This is a genomic window from Staphylococcus sp. HMSC062H10, assembly GCF_001836945.1.
Taxonomy (GTDB): domain Bacteria; phylum Bacillota; class Bacilli; order Staphylococcales; family Staphylococcaceae; genus Staphylococcus; species Staphylococcus aureus.
Genome location: NZ_KV831003.1, coordinates 145,397 through 163,497, shown reverse-complemented (window position 1 = coordinate 163,497; position 18,101 = coordinate 145,397). Strand labels below are relative to the sequence as shown.

Annotated in this window: 11 protein-coding genes and 2 pseudogenes; 9 read left to right on the top strand and 4 right to left on the bottom strand. The window is 33.0% G+C overall.

Going from position 1 to position 18,101, the window contains the following annotated elements:
• The first annotated feature begins 51 nt into the window (after window positions 1–51).
• From HMPREF2658_RS13715 to norC, 6 genes and pseudogenes are all read left to right on the top strand, one after another.
• Window positions 52–534, top strand: a complete 483-nt coding sequence (locus HMPREF2658_RS13715; RefSeq protein ID WP_000714391.1) for a hypothetical protein — start codon at window positions 52–54, stop codon at window positions 532–534.
• Between the two features lie 204 nt (window positions 535–738).
• Window positions 739–1,725: a phosphatidylinositol-specific phospholipase C gene (locus HMPREF2658_RS13710; RefSeq protein WP_000710567.1), complete on the top strand. Its 987-nt coding sequence runs from the start codon at window positions 739–741 to the stop codon at window positions 1,723–1,725.
• A gap of 220 nt (window positions 1,726–1,945) precedes the next feature.
• Window positions 1,946–2,715: pseudogene (locus HMPREF2658_RS13705) on the top strand (tandem-type lipoprotein).
• Between the two features lie 93 nt (window positions 2,716–2,808).
• Complete coding sequence (locus tag HMPREF2658_RS13700) at window positions 2,809–5,046, top strand: transcriptional regulator AryK (protein ID WP_001188483.1); 2,238 nt, start codon at window positions 2,809–2,811, stop codon at window positions 5,044–5,046.
• A 150-nt stretch (window positions 5,047–5,196) separates the two neighbouring features.
• A complete protein-coding gene (locus HMPREF2658_RS13695) occupies window positions 5,197–6,375 on the top strand; it encodes a M20 family metallopeptidase (RefSeq protein WP_070854483.1) in 1,179 nt (392 codons plus the stop codon).
• Window position 6,376: 1 nt separating this feature from the next.
• A complete protein-coding gene (norC, locus tag HMPREF2658_RS13690; RefSeq protein ID WP_001006436.1) occupies window positions 6,377–7,765 on the top strand; it encodes a multidrug efflux MFS transporter NorC in 1,389 nt (462 codons plus the stop codon).
• 485 nt (window positions 7,766–8,250) lie between these two features.
• Here norC and HMPREF2658_RS13685 read toward each other — a convergent pair whose 3' ends face one another.
• The 3 genes from HMPREF2658_RS13685 to HMPREF2658_RS13675 form a co-directional block, all read right to left on the bottom strand.
• Complete coding sequence (locus HMPREF2658_RS13685; RefSeq protein WP_001791319.1) at window positions 8,251–9,912, bottom strand: Na/Pi cotransporter family protein; 1,662 nt, start codon at window positions 9,910–9,912, stop codon at window positions 8,251–8,253.
• A 324-nt stretch (window positions 9,913–10,236) separates the two neighbouring features.
• The gene (locus tag HMPREF2658_RS13680; protein WP_001621781.1) at window positions 10,237–12,012 is read right to left on the bottom strand and encodes an oleate hydratase; all 1,776 of its coding nucleotides are present in this window, start codon (window positions 12,010–12,012) and stop codon (window positions 10,237–10,239) included.
• Window positions 12,013–12,185: 173 nt separating this feature from the next.
• Window positions 12,186–13,058, bottom strand: a complete 873-nt coding sequence (locus HMPREF2658_RS13675) for a DMT family transporter (RefSeq protein WP_001038104.1) — start codon at window positions 13,056–13,058, stop codon at window positions 12,186–12,188.
• 113 nt (window positions 13,059–13,171) lie between these two features.
• Here HMPREF2658_RS13675 and HMPREF2658_RS13670 point away from each other — a divergent pair, with 113 nt between their 5' ends.
• The 3 genes from HMPREF2658_RS13670 (at window position 13,172) to HMPREF2658_RS13660 (ending at window position 17,086) form a co-directional block, all read left to right on the top strand.
• Window positions 13,172–14,569, top strand: coding sequence for an aminotransferase-like domain-containing protein (locus HMPREF2658_RS13670; protein WP_000170488.1), 1,398 nt, complete (start codon window positions 13,172–13,174; stop codon window positions 14,567–14,569).
• A 189-nt stretch (window positions 14,570–14,758) separates the two neighbouring features.
• Window positions 14,759–15,232 (top strand): DUF1648 domain-containing protein, encoded by a 474-nt coding sequence (locus tag HMPREF2658_RS13665; RefSeq protein WP_000036332.1) that lies wholly within the window; start codon window positions 14,759–14,761, stop codon window positions 15,230–15,232.
• Window positions 15,233–15,493: 261 nt separating this feature from the next.
• Window positions 15,494–17,086 (top strand): L-lactate permease, encoded by a 1,593-nt coding sequence (locus tag HMPREF2658_RS13660; protein ID WP_000173896.1) that lies wholly within the window; start codon window positions 15,494–15,496, stop codon window positions 17,084–17,086.
• Between the two features lie 326 nt (window positions 17,087–17,412).
• Here HMPREF2658_RS13660 and spa read toward each other — a convergent pair.
• Window positions 17,413–18,101: pseudogene (gene spa, locus HMPREF2658_RS13655) on the bottom strand (staphylococcal protein A); the annotation flags it as partial.

Below are 18,101 nucleotides of genomic sequence, written 5' to 3'. Positions count from 1 at the left end.
ATACTTAATTATCGAGCAATTTATACATTTTAAAAGGAGCAAAATTGAATAATGAAGAAATTTAACAACTGGATATTAAATGCAATAAGTGGATCTCAAACAGACAAGAATGGAACAACTAAAGAATTAAAAGGGGCAAAATTTATCATTTTATATGCATATTCAATGCTCGTTTTGCTTGCGTTAGTAATTTCTAACATATTCATTCACATTTTGGAGCCTAAACTATCAATCACCACTCAAATCATCATCGTTTTAATTTTAATTGAAGCAATAATTGGACTGCGTTTCTTGAAAGAGTACGATGTTAAGCGTGACAAAGATAAAGAAAATAAGAGAAATAGTAAGGATTTCGTTAAACTAAAATCAATTTTACTAGCAATTTTATTTACATCATTGGCGCTGACAGCAGGCACTGTAGCTGATATATACGGTTTCACTGACTTAGGAAATACTAGAAGTGATTTAATCGTTTGGAGCATAGGTGGTATTATATTTGGCCTCGTATGTTACACAATGGAAGATAAAAGATAACGATAAGGAGCTGGCGATTATAAAGCTAGCTCCTTTTTTAACTTATATATGTAAAGAACTATCCTAAGGGTTTTTAATCATATGTCAATAATTCCTATAATACATTATTAAAACATCAATTAAATAAGTTTTAAAATTTTACACATATTTTTATTTAAAAAAGATGTATAATTAATGTATTAAATATAGAAAGAAGTTGATATTATGAAAAAGTGTATTAAGACTTTGTTTTTAAGTATCATTTTAGTAGTTATGAGTGGTTTATATCATTCAGCACATGCGTCAGATTCGTTGAGTAAAAGTCCAGAAAATTGGATGAGTAAACTTGATGAAAGCAAACATTTAACTGAGATTAATATGCCAGGCTCACATGATAGTGGCTCATTCACTTTAACTGATCCGGTAAAATCAGTTTGGGCAAAGACTCAAGATAAAGATTACCTTACCCAAATGAAGTCAGGAGTCAGGTTTTTTGATATTAGAGGTAGAGCAAGTGCTGATAATATGATTTCAGTTCATCACGGCATGGTTTATCTGCATCATGAACTAGGGAAATTTTTAGATGATGCTAAATATTACTTGAGTGCTTATCCAAACGAAACAATTGTGATGTCTATGAAAAAGGACTACGATAGCGATTCTAAAGTTACGAAGACATTTGAAGAAATTTTTAGAGAATATTATTATAATAACCCGCAATATCAGAATCTTTTTTACACAGGAAGTAATGCGAATCCTACTTTAAAAGAAACGAAAGGTAAAATTGTCCTATTCAATAGAATGGGGGGTACATACATAAAGAGTGGTTATGGTGCTGACACGTCAGGTATTCAATGGGCAGACAATGCGACATTTGAAACGAAAATTAATAATGGTAGCTTAAATTTAAAAGTACAAGATGAGTATAAAGATTACTATGATAAAAAAGTTGAAGCTGTTAAAAATTTATTGGCTAAAGCTAAAATGGATAGTAACAAAGACAATGTATATGTGAATTTCTTGAGTGTAGCGTCTGGAGGCAGCGCATTTAATAGTACTTATAACTATGCATCACATATAAATCCTGAAATTGCAAAAACGATTAAAGTAAATGGGAAAGCTAGAACGGGTTGGGTGATTGTTGACTATGCAGGATATCCGTGGCCTGGATATGATGATATCGTAAGCGAAATTATAGATAGTAATAAATAAGGATTCAATAATGATATTAAGACGAGTATGAAAATAGTTAGATTCTAATTATTTTCACTACTCGTTTTTATTTTGAAAATAAGTAATAATTCAACAATATTATAAATTGAACAGATTGTTTATGGAATTTTTGATAATATTAAAGTGAAAAAGTGTTATAAATTGATAAATATATGTAATTCGCAAAAGTAAATCATTTTAAAAAGAAGAGAGTTGTAAGATGATGAAACGATTAAACAAATTAGTGCTAAGTATTAGTTTTCTGTATTTAATCATTAGTTTCACTGCTGGTTGTGGCATGGGTAAAGAAGCGGAAATTAAGAAAAGTTTTGAAAAGACATTGAGTATGTATCCAATTAAAAATCTAGAAGATTTATACGATAAAGAAGGTTATCGTGATGATCAGTTTGATAAAAAGGATAAAGGGACGTGGATTATTCGTTCTGAAATGGCAATTCAGAAAAAGGGAGAAGCCTTAAATATAAAAGGTATGGTTTTGAAGTTAAATAGAAATACAAGAAGTGCAAAAGGATTTTACTATGTTAATGCGATAAAGAAGGATGAAAATGGCAGACCTCTGGATAATCAAATAGAATATCCCGTTAAAATGGTAGACAATAAAATCATTCCAACTAAAGGTATCAAAGACGAAAACATAAAAAAGAAATCGAGAATTTTAAGTTCTTCGCGCAATATGGCAGCTTTAAAGATTTGTCGAAGTACAAAGACGGCGATATATCATACAATCCAGAGGTGCCGAGTTATTCAGCAAAATATCAATTAACTAATGATGACTATAATGTAAAACAATTACGAAAAAGATATAATATACCAACGAATAAAGCACCAAAGTTATTGTTGAAAGGTACAGGTAATTTAAAAGGCTCATCAGTTGGATATAAAGATATTGAATTTACGTTTGTAGAGAAAAAAGGAGAAAATATTTACTTTAGTGATAGCCTACATCTTGAACCGAGTGAGGATAAATAATCATCCACGCACACGATTCAATATGAAATTCAAATATGTTGCTGTAAAATAATGTAAAATAAACGTATTCATATTACTGAATTGAGGGATAGTATGCAACGTGATTATTTAATTCGAGTAGAAACTGAGAGTATGTCAGATTTCAAAAGGCTCAATGGTTTAATGATTGGTTTTGTTATTAAAGGTGAGGCACATATTTATGATGAAAATAATATGACGCAATGCAACAGTGGCGACATTTTCATCATTAACCACCGCGACTTGTATCGATTTCAACTTCAACAAGATGGCATCATATGTTATATCCAATTCCAAATGAAATATTTAGCAGACAAGTTTGATGATGTGCATTGTCTATATTTTCACTTAACAGATGCGACCACAACAAAAAATATACATCAACTGAGAAATATAATGGCAAGACTGGTTTCAACACATATTCGACATAATGAGTTGTCTAAATTGACTGAGCAACAACTTGTGATTCAGTTGCTTATGCATATGATTCATTATGTCCCGCGTACATATCATTCGAACCAAAGTATCTTAAATGATGATAAAGTGAATCAAGTATGCGACTATATCGAGTTACATTTTCATGAAGACTTAAGCCTTTCGGAATTAAGCGAATATGTTGGGTGGTCAGAGAGCCATCTGTCTAAAAAGTTTGCAGAATCGCTAGGTGTAGGATTCCAGCATTTCTTAAATACGACGCGAATTGAGCATGCGAAACTCGATTTGACATACACAGATGAAACGATTACTGATATTGCATTGCAAAATGGCTTTTCAAGTGCAGCGAGCTTTGCGAGAACATTTAAACACTTTACGCATCAAACGCCTAAACAATATCGAGGTGATCGTCCAGCAATCACTGAAAATCAACAATCGGCACAACATAATTATCACGACCGTGAATTGATATTACTTTTAAATGACTACATTGAAGAAATGAATCATTTTATTGAAGATATTGAAAAGATGAACTATAAAGAGATTGCCTTTCAACCAACCAATCACCAACTAAATCAATTTAATCATATTATTCAAGTAGGCTATTTGAGGAATTTGCTCAATACACAGTATCAATCACAGTTGCTTACATGTCATCATGATTTTCAAGTCAATGAAGTATTAGCATATGATGTGATGCCATATATCATGAAAAAGCTCAATGCGCCATTCACGTATGATGCAGAAATTTCGAATATATTTTATGATATCGATTTGTGTTTAGACTTTTTATTAGATAATAACTTTAGTTTGACCATGCATTTGGATCATTATGACTCACGTGATTATATCGATGCATTTAAAATTTTTATCCATCACGTTGCCCTGCATGTCAGTCATAGAAAAGATTTGAAGTTCAACTTGTATGTGACGACATTGCACAATTCTTTGATTGAAATGATTGATTATTTTAAAGCATTATTCCCTAATGGTGGCTTGTACATCCACTTAGATCAAGCTACGGAAAGACAGCTACCATTGTTGAAACGACTTGAGCCACACATCGACCATTTTGTATTTGATGCTAATTCAAATGATGCTGTTGATTTTAATAAAATGAATGATGATGAATTTAAAACCGCAAGTCAAATGATTATTAATAAAACGAATTACCTTATCGACTTAATGCATCGTCATCACCTAAAGCGTCCACTCATTTTACTCAATTGGAATACATTGACGGGTGATACATTTATTACAAACGGCGAATATTTTAGAGGTGGTATCATCATTGAGCAATTATTAAAGTTAAGCTCAAAGGTAGAAGGCATAGGGTATTGGTTGAATTATGATTTGCACGTCAGTCATTGTAGAAATGAACGGGATTATATGAATTCTATTGAACTGTTTCATCAATATAATGGAAAACGTCCGGTCTATTTCACGGCATTGCTATTTAATAAATTAACAAGCAATATTTTATATTCTGATGATACATGTATTGTCACGGGAACTGATTCAAATTTTCAAATATTGTTATATGATGCAAAGCATTTTAATCCGTACTTAGCGTTGGACAATCAAATGAATATGCGTGCAACGGAAATGATTCATTTGAACATTAATGCCCTGGAAGACGGTATGTATAAGATTAAACATTTTACCTTAGATAAAGAAAATGGTGCATTATTTAATCTTTGGCGCAAACATCATACGATACATGGTATGGACAAGGACTCTATAGATTACGTTAATCGAATGAGTTTTCCAAAATTAGAAGTGTACGATATAGATGTGACGGATACGCTGACATTAAACATTAAAATGATTACGAATGGGATTCACTTAATTGAAGTAAAACGTTACCCAAGTTCATAAAATGATCACAAATCACAAATTTTGATACACATAATTTGTGATTTTTTGTATTCAAAGTTAAAATTGCAAAAAATTAATGGTTAACATCTCTGTTGTTGGCAATATAAATAATGATTAATCATTTATGATGTAACTAAGGAGATGAAGGATATGAATCAACAATTAATTGAAATTTTAAAATCAAAAGAAGACAAAATGATTGAGATCAGACGTTATTTACATCAGCATCCAGAATTATCTTTTCATGAGGATGAAACGGCGAAATACATCGCTGAATTTTACAAAGGTAAAGATGTAGAAGTAGAAACGAATGTCGGACCACGTGGGATTAAAGTAACGATTGATTCAGGGAAACCTGGTAAAACATTAGCAATCCGTGCAGACTTTGATGCATTACCCATTACCGAAGATACAGGCCTATCTTTTGCATCACAAAATAAAGGTGTTATGCACGCATGTGGTCACGATGCACATACAGCATACATGCTTGTATTAGCAGAGACGCTTGCTGAAATGAAAGATAGTTTTACAGGAAAAGTCGTTGTGATACATCAACCAGCTGAAGAAGTACCACCAGGTGGTGCTAAAGCAATGATTGAAAATGGTGTATTAGACGGTGTTGATCATGTATTAGGTGTACACGTCATGAGCACAATGAAAACAGGTAATATGTATTACAGACCTGGATATGTTCAAACAGGACGCGCATTCTTCAAATTGAAAGTTCAAGGTAAAGGTGGTCATGGTTCATCACCACATATGGCCAATGATGCCATTGTTGCAGGTAGCTACTTCGTCACAGCTTTACAAACAGTTGTATCTAGACGACTAAGTCCATTTGAAACCGGTGTTGTCACAATCGGTTCATTTGACGGTAAAGGTCAATTCAATGTCATTAAAGATGTTGTTGAAATTGAAGGTGATGTACGTGGATTAACAGATGCTACAAAAGCAACAATTGAAAAAGAAATTAAACGTTTATCAAAAGGATTAGAAGCATTGTATGGTGTAACTTGCACATTAGAATATAACGATGATTATCCTGCATTATATAATGATCCAGAGTTTACTGAGTACGTGGCTAAGACGCTAAAAGAAGCAGACCTTGAATTTGGTGTCGAAATATGTGAACCACAACCACCTTCAGAAGACTTTGCATACTATGCTAAGGAACGACCAAGTGCCTTTATTTATACAGGTGCAGCTGTGGAAAATGGTGAAATTTACCCACATCATCATCCTAAATTTAACATTTCAGAAAAATCATTACTTATTTCGGCAGAAGCTGTAGGGACAGTTGTTTTAGATTACCTTAAAGGAGATAACTAACATGAATGAAACGTATCGCGGGGGCAACAAGTTAATCTTAGGTATTGTATTAGGTGTTATTACATTTTGGTTGTTTGCACAATCACTTGTAAATGTTGTACCAAATTTACAACAAAGTTTTGGTGCAGACATGGGAACAATTAGTATTGCGGTAAGTCTAACCGCACTATTTTCAGGCATGTTTGTTGTTGGAGCAGGCGGCCTAGCAGATAAAATTGGACGCGTGAAAATGACGAATATCGGCTTATTATTAAGTATTATTGGTTCAGCATTAATTATTATTACAAATTTACCAGCATTGTTAATCTTAGGTCGTATTATACAAGGCGTATCAGCAGCGTGTATTATGCCTTCCACATTGGCCATTATGAAAACTTATTATGAGGGAGCTGAACGTCAGCGTGCCTTAAGCTACTGGTCTATCGGTTCTTGGGGTGGAAGTGGTATCTGTTCACTCTTCGGTGGTGCAGTTGCGACAACTATGGGTTGGAGATGGATTTTCATCTTCTCAATTATCGTTGCCGTACTTTCAATGTTACTCATCAAAGGGACGCCTGAAACGAAATCAGAAGTTACCAATACACATAAATTTGACGTTGCAGGTCTAATTGTTCTAGTAGTTATGTTGCTAAGTTTAAACGTTGTCATTACTAAAGGTGCAGCACTTGGTTATACATCATTATGGTTCTTTGGTTTGATTGCGGTCGTTGTTGTAGCATTCTTTATTTTCTTAAATGTTGAGAAAAAAGTAGATAATCCGCTTATTGACTTTAAATTATTTGAAAATAAATCATATACAGGTGCAACGATTTCGAACTTCTTATTAAACGGTGTTGCAGGTACATTAATTGTAGCGAATACATTCGTGCAACAAGGTTTAGGTTATACAGCATTGCAGGCAGGATACTTATCAATCACTTATTTAATCATGGTGTTATTGATGATTAGAGTTGGTGAAAAATTATTACAAAAAATGGGTTCTAAGCGACCAATGTTATTAGGTACATTCATTGTGATCATTGGTATTGCACTTATTTCATTAGTATTCTTACCAGGCATATTTTATGTTATCAGTTGTGTCGTAGGATATTTATGTTTCGGACTAGGCTTAGGTATTTATGCAACACCTTCTACAGATACAGCTATTTCAAATGCACCGTTAGATAAAGTTGGCGTTGCTTCAGGTATTTATAAAATGGCTTCATCACTTGGTGGTGCATTCGGTGTCGCAATTAGTGGTGCAGTATATGCCGGTGCAGTTGCTGCAACGAGCATTCATACAGGTGCGATGATTGCACTTTGGGTTAACGTATTAATGGGAATCATGGCATTTATCGCAATTTTATTCGCGATTCCTAATGATGATAAACGTGTCAAAGATGCGGAATAATAACGATGACACGCCCAGTGTTTTGATAATGATATAAATGAAAGTAAAGCAAATTAAATGAGGAAATGTATAGAGCAGTGCATATAGATAAATCTATGATTGGATTGACACTAATATAAATATAAATGAAAAACCATCCACTTAAACTTTTGATAAGTTAGGTGGATGGTTATTTATTGCGTTGTTCTAAAAATTTGGACACTTTTATGGAAAGAACTATATATAATGTGAAGGTTATGGCAATTCGCTTCAATGAAGGCGACGTGTAAAAGTGTATATTAAATGATTCGAGGTCAGACTCCGAGAACAGTGTCCGTCATGCTTACCGCATACTAATGAAGCATTATTATATCAGCGTTTATAGCTGATTTAAGATAATAAAGTTTGCTAAACAGAAAAGCCAACCCATGAATGTTGGATTGGCTTTGTATAAGCATATTAAGTTCTAATTTTAAAAAATATGAATATAAATAAGACATTAAAAATTAAATTTCAGTTGTTGCAATTTCTTCATCTGTAGGTACATCATCGTTAAGACCAACAAGTGCTTCAGAAACATTTCGTGAATGATAACCGATACGTTCAAGAACACCAATCATATCGATATATAGTAATCCACCTTTTGTTGTACATTCACCACGATTAAGGCGTTTAATATGACCTTTGCGTAGTTTATGTTCAATATTAAATGATTCTCTACTACGTTCTACAATTTCATCTTTTTTCGTTTTGTCATAAACATCTAACATGTCGATGGCTTTATCAAATGACTCAGCAACATGGTTGAATAATTTATCCATACCGCGTTGTGCATCTTCTGTAATGCGAATATCTTCATCATGTTGGCGTTTTAATTGAGCGACATACTCTTCTGTTAGCTCTGCTACTTTTAAAATAGAGCGATTGACATCAAACATAACTGCTAAACGCTCAACGTCTGCTTTCGTAATGGCTTTTGTAGAAATTCTAACTAAATAATTTCGAATACTATCATTGATTGTTTCAACAGCTTGATGCTTTTGTTCAAGCTTTTTGATCAATTTTTTATCGTCTTTTGTAATTTCGCGAATGTCTTCAAACATTGATAAGACAATCTGACCCACATTTTGTAATTCTTTTTGAGTTTCTTGTAATGCAACACCAGGTGCGTGATAAACAAGATCTTTGTTTAAGTGCTGAGGTTTATAGTCATCAGCAATATCTTTACCTGGGACAAGCTTTGTAACTATCCATGCTAAACCTGCTACAAATGGTAATTGAATCAAAGTATTTGTTATGTTGAAGATACCATGTGATACTGCAATCGTCATCGCTGGTTTTAAGTGCCATACATCTTGTAACAAACTAATCAAATGAATCACAACTGGCAAGAAAATTGTGAAGATAATTACCCCGATTAAGTTAAAGATGACGTGTACAAGCGCCGCACGTTTTGCAGCGATTGAGCCGGCTAAACTAGCTAAGATAGCTGTAATCGTTGTACCAATATTATCGCCTAGTAACACAGGGATTGCTGCGTTTAAGCTAATTAAATCTTGTTGATAAAATTCTTGTAAAATACCAATCGTCGCACTTGAACTTTGAACTAGTGCTGTTAACCCTGCGCCGACAATGACAGCAAGTATTGGATTTGTAGACATATCAAGCATTAATTGCTTAAATCCATCTAATGATGCTAAAGGTTTAACGGCATCGCCCATAAATTCTAGACCGAAGAATAGAGAACCGAAACCGAATAGTATGCGGCCAATGTTATTGATTTTAGAGCGTTTAAAGAAAAAGATTAAAAATGCACCTAATGCTAAAATTGGCATTGCATATTCGCCTAAATCTATACCGATAATAAATGCAGTTACCGTTGTTCCGATATTAGCACCCATTATCACTCCAATGGCTTGTTTCAATGTCATAAATCCAGCTGTTACCAGTCCGATTGTGATAACTGTCGTACCTGAACTACTTTGTATTAAAATAGTTACAACGATACCTGCAATAACACCTAATACTGGATTTGATGTAAATTTGTTTAAAATATCTCGTAGCCTGTCTCCTGCTGATGCTTGAAGCCCGTCTCCCATGATTTTTAAGCCGTAAAGGAAAATACCTAAACCACCTAAAAAGGAGAAAATGACTTCTGTAACCGACATTTCCATTATTTCACCTCAAATAAGCTTTATATTTAGATTATCGCTTATAATTGTAAATTTAATGTTAAGATTAGGTAAAATTATTTAACAATATATGTTATTTGTATATGACTTGTAAAATATCGTCACTTATTATGTAAATTTTCAGTGTGAAATGGCAGGTTTGCAATCACTTGTTTAACAAAATGATGCAATCAATCATGTAATTATGTGTCATCAAAAAAATCATGTGAGTGGGATAACGAAATAAAGTTTGTGAACATATCACTTCTATCCCACTCCATGATTTGAAATCACCAAATAAAAATCTATTAATGGTTTTCGTTATAACAATTTGTGTTCTTTTAATAATGACTCAATGTACGTACCTTTTATCTTTTTAAGGAATCCTGCTAATGCGAGTTTTTGTATTTTCGAATCTTTAGTAATCTCGCGCAAATCTTGATGGTCATTCAGTTCGTATATGGCATCCATTAAGACGCGAAGATCAAATGTACTATTGATGACCTCTGGAATACCACGATCTATATTTAGTAATTGATAAACAGCTTCCATGGCAGTACGAACCGAATATTCTGTTGTAAATACAGTATCTCGCTCTGTTTCTGCAAAGTTACCAATAAATGCTAAATTTTGTGATTGATGCGGGACGACTAAAGGTCTGTCGCCGATAGCACGCGTCATGAAATAAGAGGTAATATATGGCATATAAACAGGAATCGTATTAGATGCATGTTTTGCTAAGTCTTCAATTTTGTCAGTTGGTACACCTAAGTGATACAGCCATTCTTGACATATTTCATTACCACTACATTCTGTGATTGGCTTTTTAATATAATCGCCGTTTACATCTGAATATAAGGCATAAATCCATGTAGATATTTCATTTTTAGGTTGGTCTTTAAACTGTTGCTGACGATTGATTGTAAAACTGATTTGCCATGCAGAATCATTGATTGTAATAATTCCGCCAGTAACCGTTTTGCCTGCAAGAGGGTCACGTTTACAAATGCTTTCTATTGTATCGATAATATCTTTATTGTTTGTTGTCGATGTTGCAGAAACAAACCAACTCTTTTGAGGAATATTTTGGCAAAACTTATCAGGATTACCAAATTCAGGACTTTGTCGCGCTAAATTTTTCCATAGTGTCCAACTACCACCTAATTCGTCAGTTGGTGGTGCTGGTGTATCATTATCACCATACGTAGAGCTTTCCGTAATACTACCGTTTGTCACAAAGACAAGATCATCTACAGTCAGTTTAATTGACTCTGCTTTGCCATGTCGGTGAATTAATATTTCTCGGGCAATTTTTTGACTTGTCGTAACATCTACTTTAATATCTTCTACTTTTACATCGTATTCAAATTGAACCCCATGCGATTTTAAATATTCAACCATAGGTAATACTAAAGATTCATATTGATTATATTTAGTGAATTTTAAAGCTGAAAAGTCTGCGAGACCACCAATATGATGAACGAATCGCATTAGATAGCGACGCATTTCCATAGCAGAATGCCACGGTTCAAATGCAAACATCGTTTTCCAGTAAATCCAAAAGTTTGAATTAAAGAAGTCATCGGAAAATACATCTGTTATTTTGACATCATCTAAATCTTCTTCATTCGTTAAGCATAAATCTAAAATTTCTTTAATTGCCGTTTTAGTCAAAGTGAAGTCTCCATCTGTGACTAAACGTTGACCCTGTTTCTCAATAACACGACAACGAGAATAGTTAGGGTCTTCTTTGTTTAACCAATAGAATTCATCTAATACTGACGCATGATCAATTTCAAGCGAAGGGATAGATCTGAATAAATCCCACAAACATTCAAAGTGGTTCTCCATTTCACGACCACCTCGGACAACATAGCCTTTTAAAGGCATATTTTCACCATCAAGACTGCCGCCCGCTTTGGGTAACTCTTCTAAAATATGAATCTTAGAACCTTCCATTTGACCATCCCTAATTAAGAAACAAGCTGCCGCAAGTGAAGCTAACCCAGACCCGATTAAGTAAGCAGATTTGTTTTCTACATTTTCAGGTTTTTTAGGGCGCGCAAATGCTTCATAATTTCCATAACTGTAATACATATCCACCAAGTCCTTTCGTATTAGAATACACTCAGACTATACCCCTTTGTGAATTGCAAATATTAGTATTTATATTGGTGAATTTGACGAAATTAGATCATTTTTATATTTTTGATTTTTAAAATTTTATCACTCGAATGTTTTTGGATTCTGAGGTGCGGGACTTGGAATAATTATGTATTTTGAAAGAAGTTACTTAAACTAACGCCTAGTAGAGTGATAAGTCCGCCTATAATAGCAAGGGTTGTTGGTAGTTCGTCTAATAATAGATAAGATAATAATAAAGAAACGATAGGTGTTAAATAAAGAGACATTGTTGCATCAGAGACACCAACTGACTTCACGATATAAGCAAGCAAAACGTATGGAATTATAGTAGGGAATATAGCTAAATAAAGTACCGATACTATTGATGTAAAAGTGGCGCCGTGTATATCGTTGATGATTTCAGGAATAAAAATAAGCATAAATGGTGAGCTTGCCATTATTGTATATAGTGTAAAAGCGATGAAGCCGTATTTTTCTATGTATTTTTTCTGGAAAGTAAAATACAAACTTTCACTAAAAGATGCAAGTAAAATAATAAAAACACCTAATACATTAATAGTTGTGTAATCATCTTTACTTATTGAAATAATGGATATTCCTATAAATGCGACGAGTGAACTTAACCAATTCCATTTTGAAAAATGCTCTTTTAAAAATATATAAGCTAAAGCACTAGAAAAAATAGGCGTTGTAGAGACTAGAATTCCAGATATACCTGCACTAATCAAAGTTTCACCAAAATTTAAAGCTGTGTGATATATCACAAATCCACAAAATCCTAAAATAAAAATAACAGGGATATCTCTTAGTTCTGGGGTAGGTAATTTCTTTATAATTACGAACGGCAAGAGAATTATTGTTGCTAAAATTAAACGAAATGCCGACAATGATTCTGCACTAAAATCATTTAACGCAATCTTTATCATTGGAAATGCAGATCCCCACAATATGATAGTAAATAAATATGATAGAAAAGTAGTGTCTCGAAGTTTATTCATTAATATCATCACTCCTTTAATTAAGTGTTTCTATATTAAAAAATATGATTTAAAATGAGTACAACCAATTTTGATTGGATTTACCTATCCAATTTATAAAAAGGGGGGAGAAGATGACGAAATATAAAGATATTGCTAGTGACATCAGAGATAAAATAATCGCAGGGGATTGGTTTTATGGAATGAAGATACCTTCACAGAGGCAGTTGGCGATACAATACAACGTAAATAGAGTGACGATTATTAAAAGTATTGAGTTATTAGAGGCTGAAGGATTTATCTATACTAAGGTGGGGAGTGGAACATATGTTAATGACTATTTGAACGAAGCACATATTACAAATAAATGGTCTGAAATGATGTTATGGTCCTCTCGACAAAGAAGTCAGTATACGGTGCAATTAATTAATAAAATTGAGACAGATGACACGTATATACATATAAGTAAAGGTGAATTGGGTCAACCATTAATGCCACATATTCAATTGAAAAAAGCCATGTCTAATACAGCCAGTCATATTGAAGACTTATCTTTTGGTTATAATAACGGCTATGGTTATATCAAGTTAAGAGATATCATCGTTGAACGAATGTCAAAGCAAGGTATAAATGTAGGTAGAGAAAATGTAATGATCACTTCAGGCGCTTTACATGCCATTCAACTTTTATCTATTGGGTTTTTAGGTCAAGATGCCATAATAATTTCAAATACACCATCATATATTCACTCTACCAATGTTTTTGAGCAATTGAATTTTAGACATATTGATGTTCCTTATAATCAAATTAATGAAATTAATACCATCATTGATAGATTTATTAATTTTAAAAATAAAGCGATTTACATAGAACCTAGGTTTAATAACCCGACAGGTTGTTCTTTAACGAATGAGCAAAAGCAAAATATAATTACTTATAGCGAAAGACATAATATACCTATCATTGAAGATGATATCTTTAGAGATATTTTCTTTAGCAATCCAACTCCTGCTATCAAAACTTATGATAAATTGGGAAAAGTTATACATATAAGCAGTTTTTCAAAAACGATTGCACCAGCAATAAGAATAGGTTGGATTGTTGCTTCTGAAAAAATAATAGAGCAATTGGCAGATGTAAGAATGCAAATTGACTATGGATCCAGTATTTTGTCACAAATGGTTGTATATGAGATGTTGAAAAATAAGTCTTATGATAAACACTTAGTAAAGTTAAGGTATGTTTTAAAAGATAAACGAGACTTTATGTTAAACATCCTCAATAATTTATTTAAGGATATAGCACATTGGGAAGTTCCAAGTGGAGGTTATTTTGTATGGTTAGTCTTTAAAATAGATATAGATATTAAATATTTATTCTACGAATTGTTAAGTAAAGAAAAAATACTAATCAATCCGGGTTACATTTATGGCAGTAAAGAAAAGAGTATAAGGCTATCTTTTGCCTTTGAATCAAATGAAAATATTAAGCATGCGCTCTATAAAATTTATACATATGTGAAAAAGGTTTAATTAAAACAATAATTCGAATCATTATGTGGCATGTTAAACAGCTAAATATAAGCTATGCACATTTAACAAGCGGATACTCCTGACGCAATTATAGTATCATTACATATTGTTTAATCGTTTGGGGTAATGTAATTAAAAGGTAAAATAGGCAGAGTGTTATACATAAAATGTAAAGAAAGAGGGGATAGAATGTCTAAAATCAGGTCTTTTACAATATTAAGTCTACTTATTTACTTAGCTATGATGTGCTATACAGTAGTGACCTATTCAAAATTACCAACCAAAGTACCTATTCACTATAATTTAGCAGGGAATGCTGATAACTTTGCTGATAAATGGGTGCTGCTTTTGATTAATAGCGCATTTATAGTGATTTGGCTTATATTTTTCATTGCAGGTAGATACTATGAACGATTTGCCAAATGGTCACATTATAATCATACACCACGTGAAATTCGAGCGATTAAATTATTTTTAAGTACGTTAAATTTAGAGATTATGAGCTATATGTCTATCTTCACAGTATTAGAAATTTGGCAAATACAACACCATCATCAATTCAATTTACTATGGTTTAATATGATATTTATCATTATCATTGGTTTGACGCTTGTCATATTTTGTTTACTTCCGACAATTCATAAAATGAGAGATTCTCAATAAAAATATAAACTGTCATGATGCAGTTTTGAAGCGGATTCGTGAGATTATTATAAATAATATCTAGTATTTATAATTAAAATGATATATTATTTATTATAGTTAAATATTGTGTATATTTTGTGAACTTTTTGTAAAAATTCGATTGCCTGTCACATATAGGAGTGTTACATTTTAAATATGTGATCATCGCAAAATATAAGTTGAAATAGGTTGTAGATTAATCAGGATGATAAATATTTTATATAAAGAGAGGGAGTCATTATGACACTACTTACTGTAAATCCATTCGATAATGTTGGATTATCAGCCTTAGTTGCAGCAGTACCTATTATTTTATTTTTATTATGCTTAACCGTTTTTAAAATGAAAGGCATTTATGCAGCATTGACAACTTTGGTTGTTACATTGATTGTGGCTTTATTTGTATTTGAATTACCAGCGCGTGTATCAGCAGGTGCGATTACAGAAGGCGTTGTTGCCGGTATTTTCCCAATAGGATATATCGTTTTAATGGCAGTTTGGTTATATAAAGTTTCTATTAAAACAGGACAATTTTCTATTATTCAAGATAGTATTGCAAGTATTTCAGAGGACCAAAGAATCCAACTATTATTAATTGGATTTTGTTTCAACGCATTTTTAGAAGGTGCAGCAGGATTTGGTGTGCCAATTGCGATTTGTGCAGTATTATTAATTCAACTTGGATTTGAACCATTAAAAGCAGCGATGTTATGTTTAATTGCTAATGGTGCGGCGGGTGCCTTTGGTGCAATTGGTTTACCAGTTAGTATTATTGATACGTTTAACTTAAGTGGAGGCGTTACAACATTAGATGTTGCGAGATACTCAGCATTAACACTTCCAATTTTAAACTTTATTATTCCATTTGTTTTAGTATTCATTGTAGATGGTATGAAAGGTATTAAAGAAATTTTACCTGTCATTTTAACAGTGAGTGGTACATATACTGGATTACAATTATTATTAACAATATTCCATGGTCCAGAACTAGCAGACATTATTCCATCACTAGCAACAATGGTGGTGTTAGCATTTGTTTGTCGTAAATTTAAACCGAAAAACATTTTCAGATTGGAAGCGTCTGAACATAAAATTCAAAAACGAACGCCTAAAGAAATTGTCTTTGCTTGGAGTCCGTTCGTCATTTTAACTGCCTTTGTATTAGTATGGAGTGCACCATTCTTCAAAAAATTATTCCAACCTGGAGGTGCGCTTGAAAGTTTAGTATTAAAAATGCCAATTCCGAATACTGTGAGTGATTTATCGCCTAAAGGAATTGCGTTGCGTCTCGATTTAATTGGTGCAACTGGGACAGCGATTTTATTAACAGTAGTTATTACAATTTTAATTACGAAGTTAAAATGGAAAAGTGCAGGTGCTTTATTGGTCGAAGCAATTAAAGAATTATGGTTACCGATCCTTACAATTTCAGCTATCCTAGCTATTGCTAAAGTTATGACATACGGTGGTTTGACTGTAGCAATTGGACAAGGTATTGCTAAAGCGGGAGCAATTTTCCCATTATTCTCTCCAGTATTAGGTTGGATTGGTGTGTTTATGACTGGTTCAGTTGTAAATAACAATACTTTATTCGCACCTATTCAAGCGACAGTGGCACAACAAATTTCAACAAGCGGTTCATTACTTGTGGCAGCTAACACTGCAGGTGGTGTAGCAGCGAAACTTATTTCACCACAATCAATTGCCATTGCGACTGCAGCTGTTAAAAAAGTTGGTGAAGAATCTGCATTATTAAAAATGACGTTAAAATACAGTATTATATTTGTTGCCTTTATTTGTGTTTGGACGTTTATACTAACGTTAATATTCTAAATATAAATAATGTTGTCACTTGGATTCAAATGACATTTTAAATCTAATTATTCATGAATCGAACTAGTACGAAATGCATTGAGCATTTTGTCTAGTTCGATTTTTTAATGTCTAAAAATGTCGTATATGTAATTAGAGTAGAAAGTGTTGAGGCGTTTTAGAAGTTTTTTAGAAAAGTAAGTAAAATAAAAAATGCACTGAGCAACAAAAGATGTTACTCGTGCATTTAGATGATTCTTATCATTTCAAATAAGAATGTTGTTAATCATATATAGGTTAAAATTGGTTTGGATAAAATGATATCTATCGTTGTGTATTGTTTGTTTTTATAGTTCGCGACGACGTCCAGCTAATAATGCTGCACCTAACGCTAATGATAATCCACCAAATACAGTTGTACCGATGAATGGATTTTCTTCACCAGTTTCTGGTAATGCTTGAGCTTTGTTAGCATCTGCATGATTTGCTGGTTGCTTCTTATCAACAACAAGTTCTTGACCAGGTTTGATCATGTTTTTATCAGCTAATTTGTTATCTGAAGCAATTTTGTCAGCAGTAGTGCCGTTTGCTTTTGCAATGTCATTTACTGTATCACCAGGTTTAACGACATGTACTCCGTTGCCGTCTTCTTTACCAGGTTTGTTGTTGTCTTCTTTACCAGGTTTTTTGTTGTCTTCCTCTTTTGGTGCTTGAGCATCGTTTAGCTTTTTAGCTTCTGCTAAAATTTCTTTGCTCACTGAAGGATCGTCTTTAAGGCTTTGGATGAAGCCGTTACGTTGTTCTTCAGTTAAGTTAGGTAAATGTAAAATTTCATAGAAAGCATTTTGTTGTTCTTTGTTGAATTTGTTATCAGCTTTCGGTGCTTGAGATTCATTTAACTTTTTAGCTTCTGCTAAAAGGTTAGCACTTTGACTTGGGTCATCTTTTAAGCTTTGGATGAAACCATTGCGTTGTTCTTCGTTTAAGTTAGGTAAATGTAAGATTTCATAGAAAGCATTTTGTTGTTCTTTGTTGA

Coding starts and splice junctions, on each gene's coding strand:
- HMPREF2658_RS13665 (WP_000036332.1), top strand. CDS start 14,759: ATGTCTAAAATCAGGTCTTTTACAATATTAAGTCTACTTATTTACTTA.
- HMPREF2658_RS13710 (WP_000710567.1), top strand. CDS start 739: ATGAAAAAGTGTATTAAGACTTTGTTTTTAAGTATCATTTTAGTAGTT.
- HMPREF2658_RS13685 (WP_001791319.1), bottom strand. CDS start 9,912: ATGTCGGTTACAGAAGTCATTTTCTCCTTTTTAGGTGGTTTAGGTATT.
- HMPREF2658_RS13700 (WP_001188483.1), top strand. CDS start 2,809: ATGCAACGTGATTATTTAATTCGAGTAGAAACTGAGAGTATGTCAGAT.
- HMPREF2658_RS13660 (WP_000173896.1), top strand. CDS start 15,494: ATGACACTACTTACTGTAAATCCATTCGATAATGTTGGATTATCAGCC.
- HMPREF2658_RS13680 (WP_001621781.1), bottom strand. CDS start 12,012: ATGTATTACAGTTATGGAAATTATGAAGCATTTGCGCGCCCTAAAAAA.
- HMPREF2658_RS13695 (WP_070854483.1), top strand. CDS start 5,197: ATGAATCAACAATTAATTGAAATTTTAAAATCAAAAGAAGACAAAATG.
- HMPREF2658_RS13675 (WP_001038104.1), bottom strand. CDS start 13,058: ATGAATAAACTTCGAGACACTACTTTTCTATCATATTTATTTACTATC.
- HMPREF2658_RS13670 (WP_000170488.1), top strand. CDS start 13,172: ATGACGAAATATAAAGATATTGCTAGTGACATCAGAGATAAAATAATC.
- HMPREF2658_RS13715 (WP_000714391.1), top strand. CDS start 52: ATGAAGAAATTTAACAACTGGATATTAAATGCAATAAGTGGATCTCAA.
- norC (WP_001006436.1), top strand. CDS start 6,377: ATGAATGAAACGTATCGCGGGGGCAACAAGTTAATCTTAGGTATTGTA.